A 14197-nucleotide genomic window follows, 5' to 3' on the forward strand; every position below is an offset into this window, starting at 1 on the left:
TTGCTGTAGAAGCATGTTTAATTCGTCTGATCACAGATACTTTATAAAGTATTTTAGTACTTTTTTGAATCCGTCAATGCGTAAGTCCTAGTATATTCCACTTTTGAATCAGTTGAGACAATGAAGTCGTATTCAGTGGCTCAGTTCGAATAAAATCTAACATTTCCTTAGATATCTCTAACTTCTGAGCCAGCCATTTCCATTTTAGTATCACTCTTAAGACAGCTAAAGGCACATAGCGTGTAGGTGCTTGCTGATTAACTTGTGTAGCGATGATATTAAACATCTCAGCTAAAACAAAACGTTGTTGATGAGCTACCAACAGTTCACGTTGGGCTAAACTGTTCTCGGTTGCAGCAAGTGCCATGACTTTCACCAAGTAATCTACTGTCACCAGTGGCAAATAATGTTGAGGTGTAGCAGGTATTGCACCCATTTTTTTCCGCTTTAATAAATCCACCATTTGGGCAATCGGTTGATTGTCAGGAATTTCTCCCGTAAGCGCATCGCCCACGACAGTTGCTGGATGAATGATGGTCCAATCGATCTTTAATTCTTCTGCCAATCTCATCCATGCATAATGAGCTTCAATTTTGGATGCCTCATACGCACCCAATTGTTGATAAACCCTATTCCAATCAGTGGTTTCAGGTTGATCGAGACAAATTCCCGCTTGTTGTAAATGCGAGTGAATAGTCAACATGTACCCTGAAACGTGGATGGCACGATCTAATTTGCAGTATTTATTCAGACTTGAAAGTAAATTCAGCGCCCCTTCAACATTAACCTTGCGCGCATGTCGCATACTTAAATCCCAAGCAAACAATACACTACTGTTGTACAAAGTATTCACTTGCTGTAATTGTTCCCAAGTGCTGCTCTCTATACCCAAATCAACTTGCGTCACATCACCTTGCACACACTGAAAACGCTCTAAACTTATATTTCGATTTCTCAGCCAATCTTCGAGCTGTCTTTGCTGCTGAGCTTTATTACGGAGTAATGCAAAAACTTGATGTCCTTGTTGTAGCAATTCAGCAATCAAAAACCGCCCAACAAATCCTGTAGCACCAGCAACAAATGCGACTTGTAAAGATTGCTCTACTTTTAAAGTTGTTTGTTTCATTTGAATGACTCTTTTTTGTCGTTGTAGGAATAGGCTAAAGGGTGGAGTACACTCAAAGGTCAAGGGTATTTTTATAAAAACTCAAAAATAAAAAGGTCTTATTATGTTGATTGGACAATTATCTAAACATAGCGAATTAAGTAAGGATACTATTCGTTTTTATGAGAAAATGGCGCTTATACAATCAGTTACTTGCGCTAATGGCTACAAAGACTATCCAGAGCAAACTTTGCAACAACTGTTATTAATTCGAACGGCAAAAAATTTGGGATTCTCACTCAATGAAATTAAACAAATTTTAGAAATGACCTCAGAACAAGAAATACCTGCGCATCAAATGCAAAATATCTTTCAAGAAAAACTCGCGGCGATAGATGAAAAAATCTTTCAACTCCAACAAATTCGAAACATGCTGAGCCAATTCACTCAAGGTGAACCGTGTCCTTTGCGAAGGGATTGTTCTATTCCACAATTAAAGTAATTGTTTTTTAAAAAATTACTATTTTAATTATCACTATATTCTTACTGCTAAAGCCTTACAGAACTCTCAAGTCTTTCTCACCATCTAAAAATACAGTCATAAAAAGCATACAAAATAGTATCATTTTCATGCTTTTTTAGCGGTATATAACAAACGGTAAAGATTCAGTAACAGAATCTTGCTTAGTGTAGAAAGGATCAGATATGAGTCAGACATATAGCAAGGAAGAAAGAACGAGCCGTATTAAAGGCATCGTTGGTGCAGCATCAGGGAATTTAGTGGAATGGTTTGATTTTTATATCTATGCCGTTTTTGCTGCTTATTTTACTCATGCATTAACCGCTCCAGATATGGAACCCACGACCAAAGCCATTTATGTGTGGGGGGTGTTTGCAGCGAGTTTCTTTATGCGTCCAATTGGTAGCTGGTTGTTTGGACGAATTGCTGATCGGCATGGTCGTAAAAAATCGATGGTAATCTCGATTTGCCTGATGGCACTCAGCTCATTTCTTTTTGCTGCCCTACCAACCTATGATCAAGTCGGCATGCTCGCTCCATTTTTATTACTGATGGTTCGCTTATTACAGGGGTTATCTGTAGGTGGTGAATATGGTGCAGTTGCCACCTATATGAGTGAACTGGGTTTAAAAGGTCAGCGTGGTTTTTTTGCTTCTTTTCAATACGTCACCTTATCAGGAGGCCAACTACTAGCAAGCTTACTTGGGGTCATCTTACTGGGCTTCATGACCGAACAACAATTAAATGATGGGGGATGGCGTATTCCCTTCGTGATTGGTGGTGTCGCTGCATTACTTTCATTAGCTGCACGTAGCCGTTTAGAAGAAACCTTATCAAATGAAGATGCTGAACGTGAAGAATCGGGAAGCTTAATTGCACTATTAAAGCAACATTGGAAAACTTTCTTATTGGTGGTGGGTTATACCTCAGCAGGTTCACTGACATTTTATGTAGTGACTGTATATTCAAAGACCTACCTAACCAATATTGGCATGGATGGTAAAACAGTGGGGTTTATCATGACCACTGCTTTATTTGTTTTTATGATCGCTCAACCCTTTTTTGGAATGTTGTCTGATCGAATTGGCCGTCGTGCCTCTATGCTCGCTTTTAGTCTATTGAGTGCTATTTTCATCTATCCCGTGATGGTGACAGGAATGCGTAGTTTTGCAGACTCGCCTGTGATTATTACCTTATTGCTCATTTTCTTGATGATGTTGTTGAGCTTCTACACTTCCATTAGCGGTTTGGTCAAAGCAGAAATGTTCCCGCCTCATGTACGCGCATTAGGTGTTGGTTTTTCCTATGCAGTGGGTAATGCACTATTTGGTGGTTCTGCTCCTTCTGTTGCACTGTTATTCAAAGATGCGGGCATTGAAAATACATTCTTCGTATATGTCATTATCATGTTGATCATTTGTTTCTTCTGTAGTTGGGCATTACCGAAAAAACCTGAATATTTAAAACATGACCACTGATAAAATTTAATCCATCAAATCAACCACTTTTGTTCTACTAAAAGTGGTTTTTTATTTTTATTGATCAAGATAAGGATTAAATTTAACTAAATATTTAAACCCACTTTGTACCACCATCGCAGTACGTGATTTCGGACGAGCTTGAGCTTCATGTTGTGTGAATTCAATCATATGTTGATTAAAATCTAAACGTGGATATTGTTGATTTAACTGTGTTCTGAATGTAGTAGAGAACTCAAAACCACGGCTGCCTATCACATCACAACTGGCTGCTTGTTGTAGTAAATGAGCTTCTACACCATCCTCAAGCGCCACGAATGGATTCATATGCACACTGATCGCATCAAATAATTGATCAGCACGTGGTGTTTGCCAACCACGTTGTATTGACCAATCTTTGGCTGCATAAGCGCCCTGTCCTGCAAAGCAGCGACAGTTTGCATGGTGTTGGTAATGCTGCTCAGTCATTCCCAAATCATGCAACAAACATGAAACTGCCAATAACTCCTCATCCATTTTTAGCTTTTGAAGCTTGGAAAATGCAACGGCGTAATACCAAGTCCTCAAACAATGATTTTGTAAGGCAATTGAGCTACAGGACTGCATCTTTTCAATTGCGTGTTTGATCTCGACACTATCAGGCAAATGCAAATCATCTATCTGTAATATTTTTGGAGTTTTGGTCATACTGCTTGCAAATGCATACATTTTTACACTTTGCTGAAGTACAGGCAGCAAACTATGACTTAACAATGTCATACGATCTGTTAAGGATAAATCACCTGAAGTTTGAACCATCCATACCTGTCGACCGATTTGCATTTGATCCACCAATAAAATTAGAGTAATTACTCTAATTTTTATAAGTATTCTGTTTAGATGTCAACTCAGGATAATAAACGTTCCAGAAATCAACTAATTCAACCAAAATACCAAACCATAAAAGCATGCCAAACTTAATATAATCGTTAATAAGGTATGACGAACTACATAAGCAATCAAAATCGTCAAAATTGTGGCGAGAAAATAAGGATTGAGTAAGCTCTCACGAAATGCACCATGCTCATCCATAAACACGATTGGGGTGGCAATTGCAGTCAATAAACATGGAGCAGAATACTGCAAAGATTGTTGAAACCATTTCGGCAGTCGCAAAGGAAGATTAGGTTCAAGCAATATATAGCGATTCATAAATACAACTAGTGCCAGAATAATCAGGATAAACCAAGTCATACTTTACGCTCCCGAAAATTCTGTAAACAAGTCGCAGCAAACATCCCGATCACTCCAGCCATGATTGCCGCACTTTTAATCCCTAGACTTAAAAAAACCACCGTTAATGTGACTGAAACAAGAACACCAACCAAAGTATTTAAGTTTTTAATAAATGGAACTACGATTGCAATAAAGGTTGCCACGATGGAAAAATCGAGATGGTATTGATCTAAATTAGGGACTGCAGTAGCAAGGAATACACCACAAGCGCTAAACAGTACCCAACACAAATAAAAACAAAGTCCAGCACCAAGTAGATAATGAATATAATGTTGTTGCTTTTTAATACTCACCGCAAACAACTCATCCGTCAGCAAAAAACCCAGCATCAAACGATTTTTTAAGGGCTGTTTGGAGATATCTTCTCGCAAATACAAAGCATATAAATAATGCTGTGTAGTAATCAGAAAAACTGAAATAATGATCGTTAACGCAGGTGTACCCGCCATCACTAGACCCAAGGTCATCAACTGTGCTGCACCCGCAAAGACAAGTGCAGACATTGCAATGGCTTGCATGGTTGTAAGGCCTGCTTGAATCGCCATCGAACCTGCCAACAAGCCCCAAGGTAATACGGCAAAACACAATGGAAGTATTTTGATCACTCCATTTAAAAATGCCCGTGATTCGGTCATCGGGGTATGATCTATGTTTTCAGCTAACATCTACATCACAATCATTGATTAAAAACCCAATGACTATGCCAAATCTAGATCATCCAAGCTTGTATAAAATTGCTGTTTTTTATTTGAGATAAGCAATATAACCGCCTGGCGTAATACCAAACGTTTGACGAAAATGCCGACTAAAATGACTTTGATCTGAGAAACCACATTGCTGTGAAACTTCTGATAAGTTCAAACCCTGTCTCAATAATTTTTGTGATTTCTGTAATCGCGCTTGGATCAACCACGCATGTGGTGAGAGTCCAACATGCTTTTTAAATTGACGTAAAAAATGTCACTGGCTCAGATTCGCCATTTCAGCCAATTCGATGAGTGAAAACTCTTGCTCAGGCATACTCGCCATTAATTCTTTAATATTTAAAATACGCTTTTTTGCATTACTGAGGTCAGCGGCATGCGGTTTTGTTTGGCTATATTTTGAGATTAGCCAAGCAATCGTCGATAAGAACAAGGTTTGTTTGAGCAAGGTATTGCTCGGTTGTTCTAACAAATCAAATAGTAATCGTAATTGCTGTGCCAAACCTTCGTCATGCAACACGGCTTCTCTAAACCACGGTGCTGTGCCATGAATAGTCGTGAGATCACGCGTCAGTTCATGGAAAATTTCTGGAGTTGGATAAATTGCTCGATAACGCCAGCCTGTTTCTACCGCAGATGAGCCAGTATGTACTTCATCAGCATTCACCAAAATAATATCGCCTTGCGGTGCGACATGATTGCCCCCTGTACGATAAAAACGTTGCGCACCCTCTTCAATCACACCGATACAAAATCCTTCATGAACATGTCGCGAGAACTCCTGCTGAAAGTAACTGGCTTTCAACATTTCTAAACCACCGAGTTCTTCGAGGTGTAAATAATCGACTTGTTCACGAGGTCTACGTGACATCACGACCTCCATTGCAGTGTAGGCATCAGCTCAGGTTAGCTCGATTTGATGAAATTTATAGAATAAAATTGCTGTTTTACATTTCATAATCTATTTACAACTTTATTAAATCATTTCTAACCACAAACAAAAAAACCTTCTCGAAGGAAGGTTTTTTTAACAGATTAGCTTATTTAGAGCCTTTAATCCCTGCTTGTAATAACAAAGCACCTAAACCACCGATTTTTTGCTCTTGTGGTTTTTCAGCTTTTGGCTTGTTATTTTGCGGACGCTTAAAGTCGCCCTCTTTACGTGGAGGACGTTGACCTTGAGGCTTACGTTCTGAACGCTCAGTACGCTCTTGCTGTGGACGCTGCTGCTGACGTGGTGCTTTAGTAGGCGCAGAACCTTCAGCACGCATACTCAAGTTCACACGATTACGTTCAACATCAACTTGCATCACACGAACTTGCACGATCTGACCTGGTTTCACGACTTTGTGTGGGTCAGAAACGAATTCATTTGCAAGTTCAGAGATATGCACTAAACCATCTTGGTGTACACCTACGTCCACGAATGCACCGAAGTTGGTTACATTGGTTACAACGCCTTCAAGCTGCATACCTTCAGTGAGTTGTGCAACTTCGGTAATGTCTTCACGGAACTTCGCTGTACGGAACTCAGGACGAGGGTCACGACCTGGTTTTTCCAATTCTGCTAAAACGTCTTGAATCGTCGGCAAACCGAATTTGTCATCGACAAACTCTTCTGCTTTTACTTGGCGAATAATTTCTGTATTACCAATGATGTCTTTTACAGTTGTTGCTTTTGCGGCAACAATTTTCTCAACCAAGCCATAACTTTCAGGGTGAACAGCAGATGCATCTAATGGCTCAGAACCATCTTGAACACGTAAGAAACCAGCTGATTGTTCAAAAGTACGCTCGCCTAAACGTGGAACTTTCTTCAATGCTTGACGATTATCAAAACGTCCGTTTTCTTTACGATATTCAACGATTTGTTGTGCAATCGCTTTGTTTAAACCTGCGATATAAGCCAAGATCGCTGGAGATGCTGTATTGACATCCACACCCACCGCGTTCACACAGTCTTCAACAACTGCATCTAGTGTTTTTGCTAAACCTGTTTGGTTTACATCGTGTTGGTACTGACCTACACCAATTGATTTTGGATCAATCTTTACAAGCTCTGCTAATGGATCTTGTAAACGACGAGCGATTGAAACCGCACCACGAATAGATACATCAAGTTCTGGAAGTTCTTGTGCAGCCAATTCACTTGCAGAATAAACAGATGCACCTGCTTCACTTACAGTGATACGTGTTAATTTCAGATCCGTATTTGCCGCCATCATTTCAGCAACAACAGCTTCTGTTTCACGGCTTGCTGTTCCATTACCAATCGCAATAAGTTCCACGTGGAACTCTCTGCATAAACGCGCAAGCTCCGCAATCGAACCTTCTTTATCTTCTTTCGGTGCAAATGGATAGATCGTGCTGTGTGCAAGGACATCACCAGCTTTACTAATCACTGCCAGTTTTACCCCTGTACGAATACCAGGATCAACACCTAAAGTAACACGACCACCTGCTGGTGCAGATAGAAGTAAATGACGCAAGTTCTCTGCAAATACATCCATTGCTTCAGCTTCAGCAGATAGACGCTTATCTGTTAGCAATGAGTGTTCAATCTGTGGACGAATCTTACCTAACCAGAATAATTTTGCAGTTTGCTTTAAATAATCTTGACGACTCTGTGGTTGTACTTGGTCTAAGTTGTACTCAGTTTCAATACGCGCCAATGGTGCATCATCTTCACCATCCACTTTTAAACCTAATACATTTTCTTGACGACCACGTAGCATCGCTAACAAACGGTGTGAAGGAACTTTGTTTAAGTTTTCAGAGAACTCAAAGTAATCACGGAATTTCTTACCAACTTCTTTTTTCTCTTCAGATGCCACAGCACTCTTTAGCACAGCAGTTTTAGAAAAAGTTTGTTTTAATTCAGTGGTTAACGCAATATTTTGCGCCCAATCATCAATTAAAATATGCTGAATCGCATCCAACTGACTTTCAAGATCTGGGTAGTCTTCATGGCTGAAGCCTGATAATGCTTCTGTAGGATCAACTTGTTCAGCAAAAATCTTTTCTGCGATCGGCCCTAAACCCGCTTCTTTCGCTTTGAAAGATTTGCTTGTGCGTTTTGGACGATACGGCGCATAAATTTCTTCTAATGCATTCTTGGTTTCAGCCGCATTTACACGTGCAAGTAAATCATCACTTAACTTATCTTGTTCTTGTAAAGATTGAATCACTTTCTCACGACGTTCGTACAAATCACGTAGGTAAGCCAAACGTGTGTCGAGTTGACGCAATTGAGTATCGTCTAAGCCTTGCGTGACTTCTTTACGGTAACGTGCAATAAAGGGAACACTGGCGCCTTCATCAATTAAACGAATAGCAGCTTCTACTTGGTTTGGACGTACGGCAAGTTCATTTGCCAACTGCTGAACTAAGTCAGTCATCGTGATTGATTCCACAAGGGTTAATTCTAAAAGCACTGATTATAAAGTCCACGGCTATAAAATCCACCATTGTTTTTTTGAAAATTTTACGAGTAGATTATGCAAATTGATCAATGTTTCTAAAATCCCAAGATTTTTTCAGCTAAATATTGAAAAATAGATTGATTGTCATAATTTTACCTGTATATGTTTGGTATCTATCTCTTGATTTTATTGGCAATATTTGTTGCTTTATAACATAGCCAAACCTGTGCAATGAATCGTATACTGCCTGACATTGCATAATTACGATGACAATAAACGATAAAGGAGCACATCATGAGTTTAGTTGTACCTGCTGAATCGACGGAAACCGTACACCATGAGACAGACCGAGTCGAACGCATTTTAGTGGTCGATGACGATGTGCGTTTGCGTACGCTTTTGCAACGATTTTTAGAAGATAAAGGTTTTGTAGTCAAAACTGCTCATGACGCGACACAAATGGATCGTTTATTACAACGTGAATTGTTTTCGTTGATCGTTCTTGATTTCATGCTTCCTGTCGAAGATGGCTTAAGTATTTGTCGCAGATTACGCCAATCTAATATTGATACTCCAATTATCATGTTGACGGCACGTGGAAGTGACTCTGATCGCATTGCAGGTTTGGAAGCTGGCGCAGACGATTATTTACCGAAACCATTTAACCCAAATGAACTTTTAGCTCGTATTCGTGCTGTATTACGTCGCCAAGTGCGTGAAGTACCAGGTGCACCGAGCCAACAAGTTGAAGTTGTTAGCTTTGGACCATGGTCTTTAGATCTTTCAACTCGTACACTTACTCGTGAAGGTCAAGTCGTGACTTTGACGACTGGTGAATTCGCTGTATTAAAAGCCTTGGTTCAACATCCACGTGAACCTTTGACCCGCGATAAATTGATGAATTTAGCACGTGGTCGTGAATGGGGTGCAATGGAGCGTTCGATTGATGTTCAAGTGTCTCGTTTACGCCGTTTAATCGAAGACAACCCTGCCCGCGCTCGTTATATTCAAACCGTTTGGGGTGTAGGCTATGTTTTTGTTCCAGATGGTGCTGAGTAAGTTCAGGAATTTCAACGTTGAAACTGGAACCCATTGACCCTCAAACTTTTACTGAGTTTGTATCTTACTCTGAACGACCACGTACCAAGTGGGAACGTTTCTTAGATAAGATCAAACCACGTTCCGCTGCGATGCGTACCACTATTTTGGTACTGTTCACCGTATTCTTCAGCTTATTTATGTCTTTGTGGTTCTTCTGGCGAACTTTGTATTTGCCAGAGTTACAACAACATGCACGCTATCTCGCAATTGAATTAGAGCTGGTCAATAATCCTGATATTCGAATTTTGCATCGTGATACAGAAGTCGATATTGATACATGGTTAAAAAACCGTATTGGTATCGAATACATCACTGATCCTAAAGAATTTCCAAAGATTGAAGACAAATTTCTAGCTGAATTATTTACTGATGAAATCGAAGCCAAACTTGCCAAAGAGTTAGGTGTTGATAACGTCACCGTTTATTTTAAATTTAAACCAATTCCTCGTATCTGGATTCAAACTCCAGAGATGAATGGTAACTGGGTGCGTGAACCACTAAAAACCTATACCAATTACAGTGTTGAACTGATTGCAACATGGTTATTTGGTGTACCGATCTTATCTTCAATTATTATTTTAACCTTAGTTCGCCAAATGAATCGTCCATTGCGTCGATTACAAAATGCCGCCAATAGTTATAGTAAAACAGGTAAAGCACCTTATTTAGATACTAATCACGGGCCTTTAGAAATTCGTCAGGTGAACCAAGCTTTTAACCATATGGTTTATACGCTTGAACAAACTGAGCGAGACCGTCAAATTATGTTGGCTGGGATTTCTCACGATTTGCGTACACCATTGACGCGTATTCGTCTCACTGCAGAAATGCTACCCGATGAATTCTTTCGTGAAGGTCTAATTTATGATGTTGATGATATGGATGCGATTCTCAACCAATTCATTTCGTACATGCGTGATGGATCGGATGAAGAACTCACCGATACCAATATCAACACATTGCTGCAAGAACTCGTCATTCAATTCAAACCATTAGATATACGTTTTGAAATGCAGGATTTACCTATTATTCCTGCTCGTAGTCTCTCTTTAAAGCGTCTGATCGCCAATTTAATCAATAATGCGAAACGCTATGGTGCCGAACCGATTGAACTTTCTGCAAGCCATGTAGACGAACACATCCTCATCACTGTTGCTGATCATGGTGAAGGCATTCCACCCGATCAAGTTGAAGAACTCATGCAACCCTTTGTACGTGGTAATTCAGCGCGCACTGTTCAAGGTAGCGGACTTGGCCTTGCAATCGTAAAACGTATTGTGGATATTCATCAGGGTAAAATTAGCATTCGCAATCGTGAGCAAGGTGGTTTAGAAGTTGTGATCTCTTTACCAATCGTGACTCCTCATGTTGAAGAGACTGAGAAAAATACGATTAGCAAGATTAAACAAACACTTAGTGAACACTTCTAATTCAATATGAGACCAGTCAAAAATGTCTCGTATTTTTCCTCGCAAATCATCTTCTATTTCACATATTAGACCTTAGCCGTAGTCCAATTCCCTTTTGCTTTTTTAGCGCTAAAATCCATATCTAATGAAAAAGCAATATTGAGAATGGATGATGTCTTTAAGTCGTATTCGCCTTGCGTCTCTACACGACAAAGTGATGAGTGCAGAACAGGCTGCTCGCTTTATTGAAAATGATATGACGGTTGGTATGAGCGGATTTACTCGTGCAGGAGAGGCAAAAGCTGTTCCTCAAGCACTGGTTGAACAAGCCAAAAAAAATCCGTTAAAAATCACGTTAATTACTGGTGCAAGTCTCGGAAATGACTTAGACAAACAACTGACGGAAGCAGGTGTACTTGCGCGCCGCATGCCATTCCAAGTTGACAATACCTTACGTCGTGCAATTAATAACGGCGAAGTGATGTTTATTGACCAACATTTATCTGAAACCGTTGAGCAAATGCGTAATCAGCAGCTCAAACGTCCAGATGTAGCTGTGATTGAAGCGGTCGCAATCACTGAAGATGGTCACATTGTTCCAACAACATCCGTTGGTAACTCGGCAAGCTTTGCAATTTTCGCTGAAAAAGTGATTGTAGAAATCAACACATCACTCAGCGAAAACTTTGAAGGCTTACACGATATTTACATCCCAACCTATCGTCCAACGCGTACGCCACTGCCTTTAACTCAAGTGGATGATCGTATCGGCTCTACTGCGATTCCAATCGATCCTGCAAAAATCGTCGGTATCGTGTTCAACGATACAGCTGACTCACCTTCAACAGTGACGGCGCCAGATGATGAGACTCAAGGCATTGCGAATCATTTGATTGCATTTTTTGAGAAAGAAGTTGCTGCTGGTCGTTTAGCGAAAAACTTGGGTCCTTTACAAGCGGGTATTGGTTCTATTGCAAATGCTGTTCTCACTGGTTTGAAAGATTCAAACTTCGAAGATCTTGTGATGTACTCTGAAGTACTTCAAGACTGTACGTTTGAGTTGATCGATGCAGGTAAAATGAAGTTTGCTTCTGGTAGCTCAATTACACTTTCAGCTCAGTGTGGCGAGCGTGTATTTGGCAATCTAGAGCACTACAAAGATAAATTAGTCTTACGTCCACAAGAAATTTCAAATCACCCTGAAATTGTGCGTCGCTTAGGTATTATTGGGATCAACACTGCCCTTGAATTTGATATTTATGGCAATGTGAACTCAACTCACGTTTGTGGTACCAAGATGATGAATGGTATTGGTGGATCAGGTGATTTTGCACGTAATGCGCACTTGGCAATCTTTGTCACCAAGTCAATCGCAAAAGGTGGAGATATTTCTTCGATCGTGCCGATGGTGAGCCATGTTGATCACTGTGAACATGATGTTGATATTCTAGTGACAGAACAAGGCTTGGCTGACCTTCGTGGTTTAGCGCCGCGTGAGCGTGCACGTGTGATTATCGATAATTGTGTACACCCACTCTACCAAGCAGCATTAAACGATTATTTTGATCGTTCATGTGAGCGTGGTGGACATACGCCTCATATTCTTCGTGAAGCATTGTCATGGCATGCAAATTTTGAAGAAACAGGTCATATGCTATCGAACGGTTCTTTAGCTAAAACAGCTTAAATTTCCTTTGTAGCAAATAAAAGGCTGAATCTGTTGATTCAGCCTTTTTCTATTTAGAACTTCACACCGTAAGATATACCTAAGATATGTTGATCCATTTCTAGATTTGCCTCACCCCCACCAAATGCTGTCGGGATAGACTGATTGCCTTTTACGGTTTCTTTTAAACCATAGGTATAGGCAACACTTAACTCTTGCGCTCGGTCAATATCCCACGTCGCGCCTAGACTAATATGATCTTTAATCACACCTGGTGCTAGAATATTTAAGAAAGTCTGATCTTGTGGGATAGGCTGATCATTATGGCTATAACCAGCACGCACTGTGAGTTGTGGATTGACTTGATAGCTTGCTCCCAACTTATAGACGTTAATATCTTTCCAACCGAAACCCTGTCCCTTTTCTGATCCGAAAGTATTCCCTTGCATCACAGAAGCTAAACTAAAAGGATTACCGACCGAATCAACATCCGAATAATTGATTCGCTGTACATCCGCTAATACAGTCAAAGCAGGGGTTAACCTGAAGCTCGCTCCAATCCCGTAACTCTCAGGAACATCAAAATCACCCGATTCAGCAAATAAACCGCGATACTTATCAAATTTATCTGCATCAATTTTTGACGCATAGTTTGCTCCGACAGTAACGACATCATTTAATTTCGCACTCCAGCCCACTCGCACCCCAATCCCTGTAGCAGAGTCTTTACCTTTATTGCTTAGATTTTTTCCATCATTTGAAAATGGGGCAAAACCAGAAATTCCTTTCGCTTCAAAACGTTGATAAAGAAAATTTGTCGCAATCCCGATTGATTGATTTTCACTATAGCGCCATGCAACCGTTGGAGAGACAAATATCTGAGATAAATCAACACCCGCTTCGCCTGTATTACCAAATTCAGCATAAGGATTGCGTTTATAGGTCGTATTCATACCACCATTGCCATAAATCGCTAAGCCTAAAGCAACGCTATCATTTACTTTCTTATTGATCGCAAATTCAGGCAGTACAAAGTATTCACGACCATTACCGCTGTATTGTCCATTGGCACCTGCTAAGTTCCCCTCAATCTCAGCAGAGCGTTTAGGATTAAATAGGGTCGCACCAACATCTACACGGCTATCAATCCAGCTCAAACCTGATGGATTACTCGCTATAGTGAGCGCATCGTTAAATGCAGCGATAGAGGCACCAGCTTGACCTTGGGCTTTCACGCCATAACCATGCATAAAATAGCCTGTAGTCGCAGATGCGTGCTGTGCTATACCCGATAAAAGAACAACTGGAAGAGCTACCCCAATAAACTTTTGCATAACTTATCTTCAATAAAAATAATATATTCACAAGTATATTGTTTTTCTTTTATTCATATAACTAAGTAAAATTGAGATGCATATTCTTTTTATTCATAAAGAGTTTTTAATATAGAACTTAGAAAGACTTAAATATGAATTACGCATAATTTAACCCATAAAAAAACCCCAAACATTAGTTTG

At 40.1% G+C, this 14197-nt stretch carries 11 protein-coding genes and 1 pseudogene; 5 read left to right on the forward strand and 7 right to left on the reverse strand.

What is annotated here, in order from left to right:
• Positions 1-73: 73 nt before the first annotated feature.
• On the reverse strand, positions 74-1126 hold the full coding sequence (locus MKL32_RS01460; protein ID WP_270900096.1) for an SDR family oxidoreductase: 1053 nt from the start codon (positions 1124-1126) through the stop codon (positions 74-76).
• A 103-nt stretch (positions 1127-1229) separates the two neighbouring features.
• On the opposite strand from MKL32_RS01460, the gene MKL32_RS01465 reads away from it, so the two are divergent.
• Together MKL32_RS01465 and MKL32_RS01470 are read left to right on the forward strand one after the other, a co-directional pair.
• Positions 1230-1607, forward strand: a complete 378-nt coding sequence (locus MKL32_RS01465; RefSeq protein WP_004909736.1) for a MerR family DNA-binding protein — start codon at positions 1230-1232, stop codon at positions 1605-1607.
• 203 nt (positions 1608-1810) lie between these two features.
• Positions 1811-3103 carry an MFS transporter gene (locus MKL32_RS01470; protein WP_270900097.1) on the forward strand — a complete coding sequence of 431 codons (1293 nt, stop codon included), beginning with the start codon at positions 1811-1813 and terminating at the stop codon, positions 3101-3103.
• Between the two features lie 57 nt (positions 3104-3160).
• Here the strand turns inward: MKL32_RS01470 and MKL32_RS01475 are convergent, their stop codons facing one another.
• The 5 genes and pseudogenes from MKL32_RS01475 to MKL32_RS01495 form a co-directional block, all read right to left on the reverse strand.
• Positions 3161-3925: an HD domain-containing protein gene (locus MKL32_RS01475; protein ID WP_270900098.1), complete on the reverse strand. Its 765-nt coding sequence runs from the start codon at positions 3923-3925 to the stop codon at positions 3161-3163.
• A 93-nt stretch (positions 3926-4018) separates the two neighbouring features.
• The gene (locus tag MKL32_RS01480; RefSeq protein WP_004909748.1) at positions 4019-4336 is read right to left on the reverse strand and encodes an AzlD domain-containing protein; all 318 of its coding nucleotides are present in this window, start codon (positions 4334-4336) and stop codon (positions 4019-4021) included.
• A complete protein-coding gene (locus MKL32_RS01485) occupies positions 4333-5043 on the reverse strand; it encodes an AzlC family ABC transporter permease (protein ID WP_099947963.1) in 711 nt (236 codons plus the stop codon). The genes MKL32_RS01480 and MKL32_RS01485 overlap by 4 nt, the downstream gene beginning before the upstream one ends.
• A gap of 79 nt (positions 5044-5122) precedes the next feature.
• A pseudogene (locus tag MKL32_RS01490) lies at positions 5123-5953 on the reverse strand (AraC family ligand binding domain-containing protein).
• A 169-nt stretch (positions 5954-6122) separates the two neighbouring features.
• A complete protein-coding gene (locus MKL32_RS01495) occupies positions 6123-8480 on the reverse strand; it encodes a Tex family protein (protein WP_112987244.1) in 2358 nt (785 codons plus the stop codon).
• Positions 8481-8798: 318 nt separating this feature from the next.
• Between MKL32_RS01495 and ompR the strand changes: the two genes are divergently transcribed.
• From ompR to MKL32_RS01510, 3 genes are all read left to right on the forward strand, one after another.
• A complete protein-coding gene (gene ompR, locus MKL32_RS01500) occupies positions 8799-9563 on the forward strand; it encodes an osmolarity response regulator transcription factor OmpR (RefSeq protein ID WP_004657337.1) in 765 nt (254 codons plus the stop codon).
• Positions 9564-9580: 17 nt separating this feature from the next.
• The gene (locus MKL32_RS01505; protein ID WP_004964683.1) at positions 9581-11035 is read left to right on the forward strand and encodes an ATP-binding protein; all 1455 of its coding nucleotides are present in this window, start codon (positions 9581-9583) and stop codon (positions 11033-11035) included.
• Between the two features lie 151 nt (positions 11036-11186).
• Positions 11187-12701, forward strand: a complete 1515-nt coding sequence (locus tag MKL32_RS01510) for an acetyl-CoA hydrolase/transferase family protein (RefSeq protein WP_004964686.1) — start codon at positions 11187-11189, stop codon at positions 12699-12701.
• 53 nt (positions 12702-12754) lie between these two features.
• Here the strand turns inward: MKL32_RS01510 and MKL32_RS01515 are convergent, their stop codons facing one another.
• Positions 12755-14014 carry an OmpP1/FadL family transporter gene (locus MKL32_RS01515; protein ID WP_249570948.1) on the reverse strand — a complete coding sequence of 420 codons (1260 nt, stop codon included), beginning with the start codon at positions 14012-14014 and terminating at the stop codon, positions 12755-12757.
• Positions 14015-14197: the final 183 nt, after the last annotated feature.

Source organism: Acinetobacter sp. AOR34_HL (assembly GCF_027854795.1).
GTDB lineage: Bacteria > Pseudomonadota > Gammaproteobacteria > Pseudomonadales > Moraxellaceae > Acinetobacter > Acinetobacter junii.

Excerpts from the sequence above, each read along its gene's own strand:
- MKL32_RS01515 (WP_249570948.1), bottom strand. The coding sequence starts at position 14,014 with ATGCAAAAGTTTATTGGGGTAGCTCTTCCAGTTGTTCTTTTATCGGGT.
- MKL32_RS01480 (WP_004909748.1), bottom strand. The coding sequence starts at position 4,336 with ATGACTTGGTTTATCCTGATTATTCTGGCACTAGTTGTATTTATGAAT.
- MKL32_RS01465 (WP_004909736.1), top strand. The coding sequence starts at position 1,230 with ATGTTGATTGGACAATTATCTAAACATAGCGAATTAAGTAAGGATACT.
- MKL32_RS01510 (WP_004964686.1), top strand. The coding sequence starts at position 11,187 with ATGTCTTTAAGTCGTATTCGCCTTGCGTCTCTACACGACAAAGTGATG.
- MKL32_RS01460 (WP_270900096.1), bottom strand. The coding sequence starts at position 1,126 with ATGAAACAAACAACTTTAAAAGTAGAGCAATCTTTACAAGTCGCATTT.
- ompR (WP_004657337.1), top strand. The coding sequence starts at position 8,799 with ATGAGTTTAGTTGTACCTGCTGAATCGACGGAAACCGTACACCATGAG.
- MKL32_RS01470 (WP_270900097.1), top strand. The coding sequence starts at position 1,811 with ATGAGTCAGACATATAGCAAGGAAGAAAGAACGAGCCGTATTAAAGGC.
- MKL32_RS01485 (WP_099947963.1), bottom strand. The coding sequence starts at position 5,043 with ATGTTAGCTGAAAACATAGATCATACCCCGATGACCGAATCACGGGCA.
- MKL32_RS01475 (WP_270900098.1), bottom strand. The coding sequence starts at position 3,925 with ATGCAAATCGGTCGACAGGTATGGATGGTTCAAACTTCAGGTGATTTA.
- MKL32_RS01495 (WP_112987244.1), bottom strand. The coding sequence starts at position 8,480 with ATGACTGACTTAGTTCAGCAGTTGGCAAATGAACTTGCCGTACGTCCA.